Genomic DNA, 15,893 nt, shown 5'->3' with positions numbered 1-15,893 from the left:
TGCATAAATGGAATGCGTAATCTGCGCGTCGCCGGGCCTAGTTAATCGGTTTCGCACCGGAACTGACACGCCTTTTCATTTACGTATTCAAGGACTTTATCGTGATCAACAAAAAGGCAGTACTGGGCGTTGCCGGGCTGTTGTTGTCGCTGGCTGGCGCCAGTGCAACCCAAGCTGCCGATGGTGCACTGCGGATCGGCTACCAACTGCCGCTGACAGGTAACACCGGGCAATATGGCCAGGATTTCAAAGTGGCTGCCGAAATTGCACTGAAAGAATTCAACGCCTCCAAACGCCTCCCGGTGCCGGTGGAAATCGACTTTGAGGATTCGCGCTCCGACGCCAAGGAAGCGGTGTCCATCGCGCGTAAATTCGCCGACGACCCTAGCATTATCGGGGTGCTAGGCGACTTTACCTCCACCGTGTCGATGGCCTCGGCTCAGGTGTATAAGCGTGCCGGACTGTCGCAGCTGTCGCAGACGGCGTCCCACCCCGACTACACGAAAATTTCCAAGTGGCAGTTCCGCAACATCATTACCGAAGATCAGGAAGGGCCGTTCAACGCTGACTGGATCGCGGCCAAAGGCTATAAAACCGTGGCGGTGATCGGCGAACAAACCGATTGGGGTCAATCGGCGGTGAGTGCGTTCGAGAAGAAAGCCAAGGCCAACGGTACCCAAGTGGTGTTCTCTGAATACTTCAACCGGGGTACGCCGGACTTCCGCTCGCTAATTACCAAGATCGAACGCTCGCATCCGGATGCTATCTACGGCGCAGTGTTCTACGAGGACGCAGCGCAGTTCCTCAAGCAATTGCATCAGTTGGGCGTTAAGGCGCCGGTGTTTTCCAGTTCTGCCGCGTACAACGAACAGTTGCTCAAGTTGGCCGATAAGGACGCCGACGGTTTCCGCTTGAGCTCGACCTTCGTGCCAACCATAGATACCCCGAACGTACGGCACTTTGTTGATGCCTGGAAGCAAGCTCGCAACGGCGAGTTGCCTGGGCAATTTCCGGCTCAAGCTTACGACGCGACGCTGATCATGCTCGATGCAGTGGCCCGCGCGTACCCCGACCCGACTCGCGACAAAGTGCGTGACGCTCTGGCCAGCACCAAGGACTTTCCGGGCGTGACTGGCAATACCACCTTCGACGCTAACCGCGAGCCACAGAAAACGCTGGTCAAGGTTGAAGTTGTCGATGGCGCGTTTAAGCCAGTGACAGACTGATACTCATCCCAACCTCTCCACATGTTCGGGATCACCCGTTAGCCGGCGCGCGAAAATCGCGCGGCGGTTACTGGGTCATGCCTGTTTAAGGCTGTTGCAGTCATGGATTTATATTACGTTCAGCAGTTGGTCATAGGCCTCTCTCAGGGGATGACCTATGCGCTGGTGGCCATCGGTTTTACGCTGATTTTCGGTGTGTTGAATGCCGTCAATTTCGCCCACTCCGAGGTCTATACCCTCGGTGCGGTCGCAGGACTGTTCCTGATCACCGCTTCTTCGCCGCCCTTGGCGCTGGTCGTCGTGTTGGTGGCCGGTGTGGGCGCATTGGCTGGCCTAAGCCTGGAGCGTCTGGCGTTCAAGCCGTTTCGCCGCTTCGCCGACGAAGCCTCATTGAAATCCCGCGCCATGCGCGAGTCAACGCTGATGTCGTCGCTGGCGGTTTCCATCATCGTGCGTGAGGCGCTGCAGTTGGTGATGGGATCACAGGTGCAGCCGGTGCCGGTCAGCTACATGCTTAACACACCGATTTCTGTCGGCGGCATTACCATTGTCAGTGGCGATATCGTCATCTTTGCGGTGTCGGTGACGTTGTTGGTTGGCCTGCAACTGTTGTTGAAAAAAACCCGTATCGGCTTGGCGATTCGCGCGGTGTCCAACAACCCGCTCGGCGCCAAGTACAGCGGCATCAATGTCGACCGCACGATTGTCTCGACGTTTGTTTTGGGCTCTATATTGGGCGCGGTAGCCGGGTTGCTGGTGAGCTTGTATTACGGCTCGGTGTTTCCGGCGATGGGCTTTGCGCCGGGGATCAAGGCGTTCGTCGCGATGGTCATGGGCGGACTGGTCTCGATACCTGGAGCGGTGATCTGCGCGCTGATCCTGGGCGTTTCGGAAAGCATGGCGACCACCTTCATGCCGTCTGTGTGGGCCGACATGGTGCCTTATCTGTTCTTGATTCTGACGCTGATTTTCTTCCCGCGCGGCTTATTTGGGGGAGGGCGCGAACGTGTCTGAACGCCTGCTTTCTCCATCCATCTGCATCGCCATGCTGTTGCTGATCTTCCTTGTAGTGCCCTTGGGGCTGCACCTTCAGGGTGGTGGCTACGCTTACCAGTTGGCCTGTCTGGTGCTGATTTTCTCGTTGCTGTCCTCATCACTGCATCTGGTGTCCGGCGTCGCCGGGCTGCTGCATCTGGGCCAAGCGGCTTTCTACGGCGTGGGTGCCTATGTCGCGGCGCTGGCCGGTGTGACTTTCCATGTACCGTTCTGGCTGGCTTTGCCGCTGGCTGGGCTGGGCTCGGCGCTGGTCGCTTTTATTGTGGCGCTGCCAACCATGCGTCTCGTGAGTATCTACTTTGCCGTAGCGACACTGGCGATCGGGCAGTTGATTTTCTTGGTGACCACCAACTGGGTCGACGTCACGGGTGGTCCCAACGGCGTCACGCTGTTTTCGCCAATGGACCTGTTTGGCTTCGAGATCACCAGCAATACCGGCATTTATTACATGGTAGCCGTCACTGTGTGCCTGTCCGTGTGGGCGATCTACCGGTTGAGCTACTCCTACTATGGCAATGCCTTGCGCGCGTTGCGCGAGGATGACCAGTGCGCGGCGGCCATGGGCATCGATACCGTGCGGCTGAAAACCCAGGTGTTCACCGTAGCGGCGTTCTTCGCCGGCATCGCCGGCGCGCTGTGGGCTTACACCACGGGCTATGTGTCGCCAAACGATTTCAAGTTTTCCGATACGATCCTGATTCTTGCCATGGTGGTGGTCGGGGGGCTGGGCAGCCTGCCTGGCGCGATAGTGGGGGCTTTTTTGCTGATTTTGCTGCCCGAAGCGCTGCGCAGTCTGGGTGATGTCCGCAACCTCATCGTCGGCGTGGTGATGTTTCTTTCCATCCTGTTTCTGCCCAAGGGGCTGTGCGGTGAGGTACCAGCCATTTCGCTGGCGCGCGGCGCCCTCGGTGGCGCGTGGAAAAAGGCTGACGGACAAAAGGTGGGCTGGAAATAATGCTGCTTGAATTCAATGGGCTGGCCCGCCGCTTTGGCGGGCTCAGCGCAATCGACAATGTCTGCGGACACGTTGCCAAAGGCGAACTGGTAGGGTTGATCGGCCCCAACGGCGCGGGCAAGACCACTCTGTTCAACCTGATCACGGGTTTCGTCCCGCCTAGCTCGGGCAGCGTGCGGCTTAACGGGCGCGATATCACCGGGTGGGCCCCCCATAAGATCGCTCGCTTGGGTGTGGCGCGGACCTTCCAAAACCTGCGCATCTTTCCCAATATGACAGTGTTCGATAACACCTCCGTGGCGGCGACCGGCGTGATCGGGCAAGGCTTGTTCGAAACGATCTTCGGCAGTGGCGCCCGGGCCAGGCTGATTTCCGAGCGCAGTTGGCAGGCGCTCGAACAGGTCGGCCTGCAGCACTTGGCCGACCAGCTTGCGGCCAATCTATCGTATGGTCAGCGCAAGTACCTGGAGATTGCGCGCGCATTGGCCATGGCGCCGCAGTTGCTGATTCTCGATGAGCCGGCCGCTGGCCTGAACGACACCGAAACGGCGGAGCTGGCAGCCTGCATTCGACGTCTGCATGGCGAGGGCCTGAGCGTCATGCTGGTGGAGCACGACATGAACCTGGTGATGTCAGTCTGTCAGCGAATTATTGTGTTGGCCTCGGGTAAGAAAATAGCCGATGGCTCGCCAAACGAGGTGCGTGGCGACGCGGCGGTTCTGGAATCCTACCTGGGCACGGAGTGGGCATGAACATCCTCGAGATACAGGATTTGAAAATCAATCTTGGCACCCACGACATTTTGCATGGCATCAGTCTAGAGGTGCCCGAGCGCAGCATCATTGCGGTATTGGGCGCCAACGGTGCAGGCAAGACCACGCTGATGCGCGCGATTTCCGGCATTTACAGACCCAGCCACGGCAAGGTTTTCTTTGATGGCCAAGACATTACCGGCCTGCCCAGCCATAAAGTGGTGGCGCACGGTATTTTGCAGACGCCGGAGGGACGGCAGATATTTTCCAACATGACCGTGCGCGAAAACCTGCTGGTAGGTGGCGGCCCGTATGGGCTAGCCGAGGCCGAGCATGTACTGGACCTGTTTCCGGTAATAGGCCAGCGCTACCGCCAACTCGCGGGCTCGCTGTCCGGTGGTGAACAACAAATGCTGTGCATTGGCCGGGCGCTGATGCGCAAGCCGCGAATTCTGCTGATGGACGAACCCTCGCTCGGTCTCGCACCGAAAGTTGTCGCCGAAATTTTCCACTTGGTCGAACAGATCCGCACCCAGGGGCTGACGGTGTTGCTGGTCGAGCAGAATGCTCGCGCGGCGCTGCGCATCGCCGACTACGCCGCCGTGATTGACGGCGGCCACATCACACTTGAGGGCCCAGCAGCGCAGATTGCCGCAGACCCTCGCATTGTCGAAGCTTATCTTGGAGGCCATACCCATTGACGACTAAACCGAGCACAGTACTGGCGACCGAGCGGCTGCGTGAAGAACTGGCCTACCTTAAGTTGCCGTCTGCAGCATGGTCCCACCCGCTGCAAGGCACCGGTGGGCTGGACGTGGCGATTATCGGTGCGGGCATGTTCGGGATCGCTGCCGCAGTCGCGCTGGTACTCAAGGGGGTGAAAAATATTCGCCTGTTCGATAGAAGTGAACAGGGGCGTAGCGGGCCATGGACTACCTATGCGCGGATGCACACCCTGCGTTCGCCCAAAGATCTGCCCGGGCTGTCACTGGGCATTCGCGCGCTGACCTTTAGAGCTTGGTACGAAGCCGTTTACAGCGTCGAGGCGTGGGAAGCGCTGTACAAGATTCCCAATGGGGTCTGGCAGGACTATCTCGATTGGATCGCACACGCTTTCGAGCTGCCCATCGAACATCAAACGCGCATTCGCGAGTTCTCCGTTTCGCCCCAAGGCGTGACCCTGCTGCGCGACGACGATGCCTCGTTGACGGCGCGGCGCCTAGTGATCGCCACGGGTCGCTCCGGTGCCGGCGGCGTCAGCGTGCCTTCGTTCATCGACCCGGCGCTGTTTCCCGCGCGTGCCGCGCACACCACCCACGCCATCGATTTCAGCGCTTTGGCCGGCCGCCACATAGCGGTGCTGGGGGCAGGGTCGTCGGCTTGGGACAATGCAGCGACCGCCCTCGAACAGGGCGCAGCACGTGTCACCATGTACGCCCGACGCAGCTATCTGCCGCAGATCAACAAGGCACGTGGCTATATTTACCCCGGCTTCATCTCTGGGTGGCACGCACTGCCCGCAGCGGATCAGTGGGCGGTAGCGACTTACCTTGACGACACCCCACCACCTCCGCCGCACGAAACGGTACTGCGTACGCTGGCCGCGGGCGAGGGGCGCTTCGAACTGCGTTTAAATTCGCGTATCGAGTCGGTCTACCAAGAGGGTGGCCAAGTGCGGGTGAAGCTCGCTGACCGCACCGACGAGGCTGACTTCCTGATTGTCGGCACCGGTTTTCAGGTCGACTTGGCCCGCGATCCGCTGTTCGCTCGGGTCGCCGATCGCGTAGCGTTATGGCGCGACCGCTTCGAGCCGGCCGGGGAGGCAAAGTACCGTCATCTGGGGCTGTATCCCTGGCTCGGCAGTGGCTTTGAGCTGCAAGAGATCGGCAAGGCCGACGGCGCCTCCGAGCTTAATCGCGTGCACGTGCTCAACCATGCCGCGAGCCTTAGCTTTGGCTCGATTGCCTCGGACATTCCCGCCATCTCGGCCGCCGCTGAACGCTTGGCGCAGCAGATCGTCAGCCAATTGTTCTGCGAGTCGTTCAGTGCCCACCAGCAGCAGTTGGTCGATTGGGAGCTGGAATGGGAGTTGGAGAAGACGCCCTATTTTCATCGTCCACAGAAAGGCTGAGACACGTTGCCTCCAACTCGGGGGGGTTATTGATCAGGGTCTGGCGCTGGCTTTGCGGGTGTGAGTGGGACGTGCGCAGCCGATAAATCAGCAATAGTTTCGCGTTAGTTGCTGCTCCACTGCTCTTGCCGAACGCTCGCTGAGACAGATCTAAGCGCTCTCTTTCTTTCCTTGGTCGGAAACCAATTCCATTCACTTGAATGTTCAATGCGGATAGATCTATTCTTTCGGGTGATTGAAAGGCTATTTATAAACCATTTTGAACGAATTTGGATGGATTTGCGTATGTCTGGCATTCGAACGGCGGCACAAGCCAAGGCTTGGCTGGAGCAACAAGGGAAGTCAGTGCAGGATTTTGCCCGGGATCACGGCGTCGATCCGTCTACGACCTACCAGATTCTATCCGGGCATAAAAAGGGCCGGCGAGGGGAATCGCATAAGGTCGCAGTACTGTTGGGCATGAAGGTGGGCGTGATTTCTTCTGCGTCAGCGGTCACAAATTTGGACTCGGTATACGCGGAGTAGGGTACCGGCGCAATCACCTGTCGCCGCTGTCCTCTATTAAGGCCTAAGGCCGCAATCGCTCTAGTGGAGCGTGGCGCTAAAGCTTCGCGTCTAAACTCGTGACCCTGTCCGTTGCTCTACGTCCACACGCTGAGGACTTCAAGCTCGCCGCATGTTCACGAAGCAGTACTTCATCGTCTTGAAGGGCCACGATCACGTTAGCAATAGTCTTTAACGCGCTCCCATTTCCGGCCCGGATCAGATCGACCGAAATGTCCAGAAGTTGGCGCACCGCCTCACGAAGATTATCAGCAGTGTCGCAAAGATCGTGCTCAACGCCTCTAGGCCTACGTCGTTTCCACATGAGACAAGCCCCCAAATTGAGTCAGTCAGGGTAGTGTGACTGCTGGAATTTGGCCGAATTCCATCTTTTTTTCGGTTATTTCGCGGGCGCGGTCTATCAGGTACGGGATGAGACTGATACTGAATGTGAAGCCATTCAGCTGTTCAGCCAGGCCGGAGGGCGTTTCTCCAGGAAGGCGGTAACACCTTCCTTTTGATCCTGAGTATCGAATAGCTCTAGAAATAGATGCCGCTCTTTTTCCCAGCCCTCTGCTTGGGTCGACACCCGTGCGCTCATCACCAGGCGTTTGCAGCGACTGACGGATGAAGGACTCTGTTGGGCGACTTTCTCGGCCAACTGCAGGGCGAACGCCAGTGATTCGCCCTTCGGGACTACTTCTTCAACCAAGCCGATACGCTCGGCCTTTTGTGCATTGATCCTTTCGCCACACAGGATCATGCGTTTAGCCCAACCTTCCCCCACCAACCACGGCAGGTTTTGCGTCCCGCCAGCACAGGGCAACAGCCCCACTTTGGCTTCTGGTAATGCCATTTGCGCCTGTTCTTCAGCGATACGAATATCACACGCCAGTGCACACTCCAGACCACCACCCATTGCATAGCCATTGATGGCCGCGATTGATACACCCCGAAAGTTCGACAGGGCTTCGAACGCCCTGCCAAATACCTCGCTGATCTCTTTAGCTACGTGTTTGTTGCCGTCGGCAAATTGGTTTAAATCCGCCCCCGCCGAAAAAAACTTTTCGCCTTGGCCGGTGATGACCAGAGCGTAAATGTCAGGGTCCTGGTTGAGCTGACCGATCAGTAATTCCAGACGGCTCAAGGACTCGGTATCCCAAGTATTGGCAGGTGGGTTGGCGATCGTCAGCAGAGCGGTATGCCCGCGACGTTCAATCACTATTTTGTCGTTACTCATGGAAATCGCCTCCAGCTGTTGGCCTTTTTTCAGACGGTTTTTATGTTTGATGGCAATGCCAGTCAAAGCGGGTAATTGCGCAGTTCGCGGGCGATGAGTAACCGCTGGATCTCGCTCGACCCTTCGTAGATCTGGGTAATCCGAACATCTCGGTAATAACGCTCGACCGGATAGTCTTCCAGATAGCCGTAACCACCGTGGATTTGCACGGCTTTTGAACAGACGTCTTCGGCCATCTCCGATGCGAAGAGCTTGGCCTGGGAGGCTTCCGACAGGCAGGGCAGACCGGCAGTGCGCAGGCGTGCCGCGTGCAAAATCAGCAGGCGAGCAGCATTTAGCCGGGTGTGCATGTCGGCAAGCATATTGGCCACGCTCTGATGCTCGATTATGGGTTTGTCGAACTGCACGCGCTCGCGGGCATAAACCAGCGCGGCCTCGAAGGCTGCGCGGGCAATCCCTAGTGCCTGGGCAGCGATTCCAAGTAGTCCGCCTTCCAGATTCGACAGAGCAATTGCTAACCCCTTTCCGCGTGGCCCGAGCAGATTCGCTTCGGGGATGCGGCAATCGTGCAAGCTTACTGCGCAGGTGTCAGAGGCGCGGATGCCCATTTTGTGTTCAGTGCGATCAACGATGAAACCGTTGGTATCAGTAGGCACCAGAAACGCGGATAACCCTTTCTTACCCAGTTCCGGATCGGTGACCGCGAACACGATCGCTAATTTGGCGCGCTTGGCGTTGCTGACAAATTGCTTGGCGCCATTTAGCACCCACTCACCGTCTTCCAGCACAGCTCGGGTGCGCAGGTTGTGTGCTTCGGAGCCTGCCTGAGGCTCGGTCAGGCAAAAACATCCGATGCTGCGGCCTGCCGCCAAATCCGGTAGCCAAGTCTGCTGCTGCTCCGCAGTTCCATACTGGATGATGGGCCCACAGCCCACCGAGCTGTGAATGCTCATGACAGCTCCCAAGGCGCCGTCCCCTGCGGAAATCTCTTCAACCGCCAAGGCGTACGCGACATAGTCGATATAAGAGCCGCCCCATTGTTCAGGGACAATCATGCCGAGCAGTCCCAGTTCACCCATTTGCGCGATTGTCTGATCGTCGATCCAGCCAGCTTTCGCCCAAGCCTCTGCGTGGGGTGCAACTTCGCCGCGGGCGAAATCCCGTGCCATGTCGCGAACCATGCGCTGCTCTTCCGTCAGTTCGAGGTCGTGCATGAGCGATCCTTAGTGTGAAGTGGTGCGATATAAGTAGCCGTCGCGTAATCAAAACCAGCAAAAAAATCTGCAATGAGTTGCGGTGTCATTTCTGCAAGAGTGGCGGGGTTCCATTGAGGCCGTTTGTCTTTGTCGACAATCAATGCCCTTACACCTTCAATGAGATCACCCTTGTCAAACCATTGCTCGGTGAGATGCGCCTCCAGTCGGAAGCAGTCGGACAGCGATAGCTCTCGGCCCCTACGGAACAGTTCCAGGGTGACGCTGACTGCCAACGGCGAGCGGTTGTTAATCAGCGCCAATGTCTGTTCTGCCCAATCTTGAAATGCGTAGCGATCTTCTGCTCTGAGGGATGCGCAAATGTCTTGTACGGTATCGAAAGCGAAATGCACGTCGATGGCAGCCGCCATGGCCTTCAGTTCCGCGCCGAGCAATTTCGGGCTCGCCATTGAGGCCAAGAGTGTGTTCAAACATTCCAGAGCAGATGTGTTCCATTCCAGGTCGTCAAGCCTGTGTTCAAACTCGTCCCTTCGGTCACTGGGTAAGCACCAGTCCGCCAACCCCGTGAATAACGCATCCGCTGCGCGGATGTGCAGCCCAGTAACGCCCAGGTAAATTCCGAGCTCACCCGGCAGACGAGGCATAAAGTAGCTGGCGCCGACGTCGGGGAAAAACCCGATGCCTGTTTCCGGCATTCCCAAGCGTGTGTCGTCGCTGACCACACGTATTTGCGCCCCTTGCATCAGGCCCATGCCACCCCCCAGAACGAAGCCGTGAGTCAGTGCAACGATGGGTTTGCGGTAAGCATGAATGTACTGATCGAGTGCGTACTCTTCGTCAAAGAATACGTGATGCATGCCTTCACCGGTTTGGTGGCTGTCGTAAAGTGCGCGGATATCGCCTCCTGCGCAGAACGCCTTTTCGCCGTTGCCGCGCAGTATCACTGCGTATATTTCTGGATCATCGGCCCATTGACGAAGGTGCTCATCCAGCAGTCGTATCATGGGCAGCGTTAACGCGTTCAAGCCGGTGGGGCGGTTAAGCGTCAGGTAACCCAAGTGATTGTGGGTGTGTGCCAGCAGCGTGTTCTGTTCCATGACTTAATCTTCCCTGCTTCGACTGACAAAGGTCAGTGGAAGCGAGGTCATGGCACCGACGATCCCAGCCTGGTAACCGATATTTGCATCTGCAGTGATTTCAAACTCTGGAATACGCGCTAGCCATTCGCGAAGTGTCGTTTGCACTTCCAGACGGGCCAGATGGGCGCCAGCACAGTGGTGTACACCGTGACCGAAGGTGATGTGATTGATGTCTTTTCGGGCAAAGTCGACGTGCATCGGGCAAGCATGCTCACGCTCGTCGAGACCAAAGAGCATGGTCGGCAGGGCTACCATGTCGCCAACGTTCAGTTGAACACCGTCAACTATGATGGGGTGCTTGATCAGTCGAGCATCGGCTACTAATCCAAAACGGCGCAACAGCTCCTCGGTGGCGACTGGGATCAATGTAGGGTCATCGATAAGCAATTGGCGTTGCTGCGGATTTTGCGCGAGAAAATGCAGGCTGAAGCTCAGAAAGTTGACCACGGTGTCGAGCCCGGCAAGCAACACCAGACCGCATATTTTCAGCGCCTCATCCTTGGTCAGGTCGCGTCCATTGACCTTGCTTTGAACGATGGCGCTGATTGCGTCATCGCCAGGCTCGCGCATGCGCTTGTCGATGAAAGGCGAGAGGTAGTCGAAGAACTGCTGTATCGCCTCGCCCATACTCATCGTGCCGTCTGGCCGGGTCATCTGGTCGCCGATGTATTTCAGTCGGGGGGCGTCGGTGAGTGGGAGATCGACCAACATCAAGAAAATGTGGATGGGAAAGACTTCCGCATATTCTTTGGTGAAGTCGCAGCTGCCTTTGAGCTTGATGTCATCAATAAGCTGACACGCGAGTTCCTTTATCGAACCCTCAATACGATTAATCACCTTTGGCCCAATGCCCTCATTGAGCACCCGACGATAGGGCCGCTGTTCTGGAGGATCCATTGAGGTGGGGATGAAACTGTATTGTTCGCCAGCCTCCTTGGGTAGAAAAGGGCATTCACTTGAGAAGTGCGCATGATCGAGGAACATCTCTTTGATCAATTTGCCCCGTGTGGCAATCCAGTGTCCGCCGTTAAAGGGGGTCCAGACCAAATCTGCGACACCCGGATCTTGCAGCTTTTTCCAAGCCGAATGCAGCCCCTCGGTAATACCTGGGGGATTGAACATGTCGAAATTCACCACGCGGTCGGCGGGGACGTTAGCGGGTAATGGCGTTTTTAGTTTGGTGGGGGCTGCAGTGCCGGGTGTTTCAATATTGGCCATAGGTAACCTCAAGTGTTGTTTTTATTGTGGGTAACGCGTCCGGAGCTATTTGTTCTTGAGCGGGCCGGTGCCAGCGAGTTCGCCACCGTCGATGACAAACTCTGCGCCGGTAACAAAGCAGGATTCGTCACTTGCCAGATAGATGACCAGGCTGGAGACTTCGGCTGACTCACCCATCCGCCCCATCGGGTTGAAGTCGGCGACATCAAGGCCTGCATTCATCTGCGTGCTGATGGTGCCGGGGTGGACTGAATTCGCCCTCACATTGCGACCGGCCAATTCCAGGGCTACTGACTTGGTCAGGCCTCGGGCACCGAACTTGGATGCGGTGTAGCCATGAAGTTCGGCGATGCCCTGCAATCCCGCAGTGGACGAAATATTGATGATTGATGAGGGCGCTGACGCCAGCAGCAGCGGAGTGGCCGCTTTTATCCCTAAAAACTGCCCCGTCAGATTGACCGCAATGATCAGGTTCCATTGCTTAAGGCTGTAGTCGAGTAAGCTGCCGTGGTTTACGATCCCCGCGTTGTTGATCAGCACGTTGAGACGGCCGAACCGCTCTTTCGCCACGGTGACCGCGTGCTCCCAGCTTGTCATCTCAGTCACGTCGAGGTGCACAAAAACCGCATTTTCAGGGCCTAGCTCCTCAGCCAGCGCTTGGCCCGGTTCGTCCAGAAGATCGCCGATAACCACCTTGCCACCTGCCGCGACAATGGCTGCCGCGTGGGATGCACCCATGCCCCGGGCACCACCTGATATCAATGCAACTTTGCCTGCCATTCTCATGCTGAACACCTCATCATTCGTTGGTCGTTCACCATTGGGTTTCCGCGATTTCAACGCGAATGCCGTCCAACTCCGGGCTCATCAGGATCTGGCAACTCAACCTGCTGTTTCCACGACGGGGCGACGACGTCGATTCCAATAGTTGGTCTTCGTTGTCGCTGATGGGCGGCAGCCGATTCAGAAATTTTTCTTGCACATAGACATGGCAGGTCGCACAGGCAGCACTGCCACCACAATCACCAACAATTGCATGTAGGCCGTTGGCGATGGCTGCTCGCATCAAACTCGTGTCGTTGGCGATATCGAGTGTGTCGCTGGAACCATCGGGTGAAATGAACGTAACGTTGGGCATTATTATTCTCCGTTCAGGTGGGGCGCCGGCTGAAGGGCAGGCAGTCACATCATCGTCAGCTAGGTCGTGGGGCTCAGCAGTTGCTTCAGCGGGATATCGTCATTGGCCAGTTGTGAGGGGTCGACCCAATGGCGATCAATAATAAGTTGCTTGGATAGATTGAATTCCAGCGGCCGGTTGACGGTGTCGACCGCCAGCACCCGATTTCCCAATAAATAGAAAGCGCTGAAAGACCGCTGGGACGCAGACCCTCGCATCACCAATTGATCGTAACCCTGAGAGAGCCCGACCATCTTCAGGCTCAGGTCATATTGGTCCGACCAGAACCAGGGCGCCGCATCCGGGCGTGGCGGCTTTTCGCACAAAATGGCGGCTGCTTTTCGCGCTTGCTCAAGGGCGTTAGGAACCGACTCGATGCGAACGCTGCGCTCGTAAATATGGCTGTAATGGCGCGCACAGTCGCCAATGGCCATGATTGCTTTATCGCTGGTGCGTAACTCTGCGTCGACGACAATGCCGTCTTCTACCAGCAAGCCGGCTTCGCTGGCCAGTTCGCTGTTGGGCAATAAGCCTATTCCCGCTACTACCAGGTCTGCCGGCAAGCGAACACCGTTGGCGCATAGCACCGCGATAATGCGTTTTCCATCTGCTGAGCATTCAAGTCGTTCTATTTGTTCGCTGGTGCGTATATCTATACCCGCTTTCCTATGAACGTTTTCATAAAATGCCGCCACTTCGGGCGCGGTCACCCGAGCCAACACCCGAGGCGCTGTTTCGAGAACGATTACGTTCATGTGGGATTTCACAGCGGCAGCGGCAACCTCTAGGCCGATATAGCCACCACCGATGATCACCAGATTGCGTCCAGCACCGAAGTTGCTGCGAATGGCGTCTGCATCAGCATGAGTGCGCAAGTAATGAAAGTTGTCTACGTGACCGTGAAACTGCTCAGCCAGAGGAAGTGGCCGTGGCCTGCCACCCATCGCCAATACCAGTTTGTCGTAGGTGAGCAGGCTGCCATCGCAGAGAGTAACGCTGCGGTGTGTACGATCAATGTGCAGGGCACGTCGGCCGCTGAGCGAGGTTATTTGTTCCTTATCGTAGGTCATGGCACCGCGTAGGCTGAGCGATTCCGCACTGGCTTGACCGGTCAGATAGGCTTTTGAGAGCGGCGGGCGGTGGTAGGGCGACAATGGTTCCTCACCGACCAGCGTAATAGGGCCGCTCCAACCGTTCTGACGCGCCGCAAACGCGGTTTCAGTGCCGGCACAGCCGTTTCCGATAATGAGCAGGTGGAGGCTTGGGTTCATTTTTATTATCTCCAAATCCATGAGGCCAGCTCAGCATGACGCGTTGCCGGGCATCAGATTGGCACGGCTTGGATTGTAGTGTCAACACAGTGGTTGACTAGTTTTCCCCTGTATTTAAACCGCAAGCAGAGCAGGCGGTGGTAACTACGGATAATCCTTGGTGGTTTGAGAAACCTCTATCAACTTTATCGTTGACAGGCGTGTTTCGGCGTAGCATCGTGGTTGCTAACCGGGCTTAAACGCCACGTTGGGTAGGCTGAAAAAGAGGAAGCGTCATGCACACTAAAATCAGCGCCGACACTTCTGCGCCGCTCGACGCAGGCTTTGAAGTTGTTGCTGGCGTACTGACGCATCGCGGGCGGTTAGGGTTGTTTCGACGCAGTGCATTGGTGAGCGGGAATGTCGGGCAATGGCACTGTATTACAGGCTTCCTGCCTGCTGGGGCCGATCCGCTGAATCATGTATTGCTGGAAATCCAGGAAGAGCTGGGCATAAGCGCAAGTAACCTGCTTCAGGGCAGCGCAGCCATTGTGAACATGCACGACCACCACGGTAACTGCTGGTGTGTGCATGCCTTTCATTTTGAAAGTATGACCGAGAGCGTTGAGCTGAATTGGGAAAATGATGGTGCATGTTGGGTCTTCGAAGACCAGCTTGAATCACTGCCGACGGTCAATTGGCTGAGCAAACTTATGTGCCAGCTGCCGAGTGCCACGTATCGCTGATTGCCAGGCTGTCCCTGCTCAAACACGTTTACCCATAAAAATAAAAAACGAGGAAGTGAAATGAAAACCCGCGCCGCAATCATCCAGCGAGTGCCTGGAGCTTACGAGGTGGTTGAGTTGGACCTTGATGCGCCTCGAACTGGCGAAATCATGATCAAAATGGTCGCTAGCGGTCTGTGTCTTTCTGACGAACACCTGACTTCCGGCGACCTTCCTGCGGGCATGTTGCCCATGTGCGGCGGCCACGAAGGGGCGGGTATCGTCGTTGAGGTTGGGCCACATACCTCGGGGTGGGAAGTAGGAGACCATGCAGTGCTGTCGTGTCTTCCGGGCTGTGGGCGATGCCGTTATTGTGCAACGGGGCACCAGAATCTGTGTGTACTGACCGATAACTTCAGCATGGGTTCGCGATTCGAGGACTCAAGCAGTTTTCGCCTTTCTTACCAAGGTCGACCCGTTGGCCAGTGGTGCGGCATTGGTACGTTCAGTGAATACTCCACCGTTTCGACGACGTCAGCGGTAAAAATTCCAAAAGACGTGCCCCTGGAAAAAGCCTGTTTGATCGGTTGTGGGGTCAATACTGGCTGGGGAGCTACCGTCAACTCGGCTCAGGTAAAGCCCGGGCAGACGGTGATTGTGATGGGCTGTGGAGGTGTGGGTAACTTCGCAGTGCAAGGTGCCGCTCACGCAGGAGCCTTATATATTATCGCCGTAGACCCTGTGTCGACTAAACGTGACCAAGCGATGCGGGTAGGGGCCACCCACGGTGTTGCCACTATCGAAGAAGCAACCGAGCTGGCAAAACAATTAACCGATGGCCACGGCGCGGACTCCGCCGCCATTACCTTGGGCACATTGAAACCTCAGCATTTGCAGCAGGCGCTGGAATCGGTGGGCAAGAATGGCATAGTCGTTTGCACTTCACTGGGTCGGGCCACTGATGTCGATTTCAAACTATCGATCTTCGATCTGACGCTCAAGCAAAAGAGGATTCAGGGATCAATGTTTGGCGCTGTTTCGCCTAGCTGGGACATTTTGAAGATGGTGCGTATGTATACAGGCGGACGGCTGAACCTGGATGAGGTCATATCCAAAACCTACACGTTGGACCAGGTAAACGAAGGTTACAGTGACCTACGTGAAGGTAAAAATGTCCGTGGCGTTATTGTTTATAGCTGATCCGATTATTGGTAATTGGACCGCAGTAGCGCGATGCCCCCGAAGACAGTGAGAGAACAATGCCCAT

The 15,893-nt window shown here is 56.7% G+C and carries 16 protein-coding genes; 9 read left to right on the top strand and 7 right to left on the bottom strand.

Annotated features, from left to right (window positions below):
* Positions 1-101: 101 nt before the first annotated feature.
* The 7 genes from M0974_RS06880 (at position 102) to M0974_RS06850 (ending at position 6,645) form a co-directional block, all read left to right on the top strand.
* On the top strand, positions 102-1,226 hold the full coding sequence (locus M0974_RS06880; RefSeq protein WP_297834441.1) for an ABC transporter substrate-binding protein: 1,125 nt from the start codon (positions 102-104) through the stop codon (positions 1,224-1,226).
* Between the two features lie 102 nt (positions 1,227-1,328).
* Complete coding sequence (locus M0974_RS06875; RefSeq protein ID WP_297834438.1) at positions 1,329-2,240, top strand: branched-chain amino acid ABC transporter permease; 912 nt, start codon at positions 1,329-1,331, stop codon at positions 2,238-2,240.
* Complete coding sequence (locus M0974_RS06870; protein ID WP_297834436.1) at positions 2,233-3,237, top strand: branched-chain amino acid ABC transporter permease; 1,005 nt, start codon at positions 2,233-2,235, stop codon at positions 3,235-3,237. Before M0974_RS06875 ends, M0974_RS06870 begins: the two co-directional genes overlap by 8 nt.
* A complete protein-coding gene (locus M0974_RS06865; protein WP_297834433.1) occupies positions 3,237-3,989 on the top strand; it encodes an ABC transporter ATP-binding protein in 753 nt (250 codons plus the stop codon). The genes M0974_RS06870 and M0974_RS06865 overlap by 1 nt, the downstream gene beginning before the upstream one ends.
* Entirely contained in the window at positions 3,986-4,690 is a 705-nt protein-coding gene (locus M0974_RS06860; protein WP_297834430.1) for an ABC transporter ATP-binding protein, read from the top strand. The genes M0974_RS06865 and M0974_RS06860 overlap by 4 nt, the downstream gene beginning before the upstream one ends.
* Positions 4,687-6,120, top strand: coding sequence for an NAD(P)-binding domain-containing protein (locus M0974_RS06855; RefSeq protein ID WP_297834427.1), 1,434 nt, complete (start codon positions 4,687-4,689; stop codon positions 6,118-6,120). Before M0974_RS06860 ends, M0974_RS06855 begins: the two co-directional genes overlap by 4 nt.
* Before the next feature lie 285 nt (positions 6,121-6,405).
* Positions 6,406-6,645 carry a DNA-binding protein gene (locus M0974_RS06850; protein ID WP_297834424.1) on the top strand — a complete coding sequence of 80 codons (240 nt, stop codon included), beginning with the start codon at positions 6,406-6,408 and terminating at the stop codon, positions 6,643-6,645.
* 478 nt (positions 6,646-7,123) lie between these two features.
* Here M0974_RS06850 and M0974_RS06845 read toward each other — a convergent pair whose 3' ends face one another.
* The 7 genes from M0974_RS06845 to M0974_RS06815 form a co-directional block, all read right to left on the bottom strand.
* On the bottom strand, positions 7,124-7,903 hold the full coding sequence (locus M0974_RS06845; protein WP_297834421.1) for an enoyl-CoA hydratase: 780 nt from the start codon (positions 7,901-7,903) through the stop codon (positions 7,124-7,126).
* A 62-nt stretch (positions 7,904-7,965) separates the two neighbouring features.
* The gene (locus tag M0974_RS06840; RefSeq protein WP_297834419.1) at positions 7,966-9,117 is read right to left on the bottom strand and encodes an acyl-CoA dehydrogenase family protein; all 1,152 of its coding nucleotides are present in this window, start codon (positions 9,115-9,117) and stop codon (positions 7,966-7,968) included.
* Positions 9,099-10,214: an enoyl-CoA hydratase/isomerase family protein gene (locus tag M0974_RS06835; RefSeq protein ID WP_297834417.1), complete on the bottom strand. Its 1,116-nt coding sequence runs from the start codon at positions 10,212-10,214 to the stop codon at positions 9,099-9,101. Before M0974_RS06835 ends, M0974_RS06840 begins: the two co-directional genes overlap by 19 nt.
* Positions 10,215-10,217: 3 nt before the next feature.
* Positions 10,218-11,474, bottom strand: a complete 1,257-nt coding sequence (locus M0974_RS06830) for a cytochrome P450 (protein WP_297834413.1) — start codon at positions 11,472-11,474, stop codon at positions 10,218-10,220.
* Positions 11,475-11,519: 45 nt separating this feature from the next.
* Positions 11,520-12,260: an SDR family oxidoreductase gene (locus M0974_RS06825; protein ID WP_297834410.1), complete on the bottom strand. Its 741-nt coding sequence runs from the start codon at positions 12,258-12,260 to the stop codon at positions 11,520-11,522.
* 28 nt (positions 12,261-12,288) lie between these two features.
* Entirely contained in the window at positions 12,289-12,612 is a 324-nt protein-coding gene (locus M0974_RS06820; RefSeq protein WP_297834408.1) for a 2Fe-2S iron-sulfur cluster-binding protein, read from the bottom strand.
* A gap of 59 nt (positions 12,613-12,671) precedes the next feature.
* The gene (locus tag M0974_RS06815) at positions 12,672-13,922 is read right to left on the bottom strand and encodes an FAD-dependent oxidoreductase (protein WP_297834404.1); all 1,251 of its coding nucleotides are present in this window, start codon (positions 13,920-13,922) and stop codon (positions 12,672-12,674) included.
* Between the two features lie 275 nt (positions 13,923-14,197).
* On the opposite strand from M0974_RS06815, the gene M0974_RS06810 reads away from it, so the two are divergent.
* Together M0974_RS06810 and M0974_RS06805 are read left to right on the top strand one after the other, a co-directional pair.
* Positions 14,198-14,647, top strand: coding sequence for an NUDIX domain-containing protein (locus M0974_RS06810; RefSeq protein WP_297834401.1), 450 nt, complete (start codon positions 14,198-14,200; stop codon positions 14,645-14,647).
* Between the two features lie 60 nt (positions 14,648-14,707).
* Positions 14,708-15,826 (top strand): NDMA-dependent alcohol dehydrogenase, encoded by a 1,119-nt coding sequence (locus tag M0974_RS06805; protein ID WP_297834399.1) that lies wholly within the window; start codon positions 14,708-14,710, stop codon positions 15,824-15,826.
* The last annotated feature ends 67 nt before the right edge of the window (positions 15,827-15,893 follow it).

It is taken from the genome of Pseudomonas sp., from assembly GCF_026224925.1.
Classification (GTDB): Bacteria; Pseudomonadota; Gammaproteobacteria; order Pseudomonadales; family Pseudomonadaceae; genus Aquipseudomonas.
The sequence above is the reverse complement of the archived record's forward strand: the minus strand, read 5'-3'. Positions and strand labels throughout refer to the sequence as shown.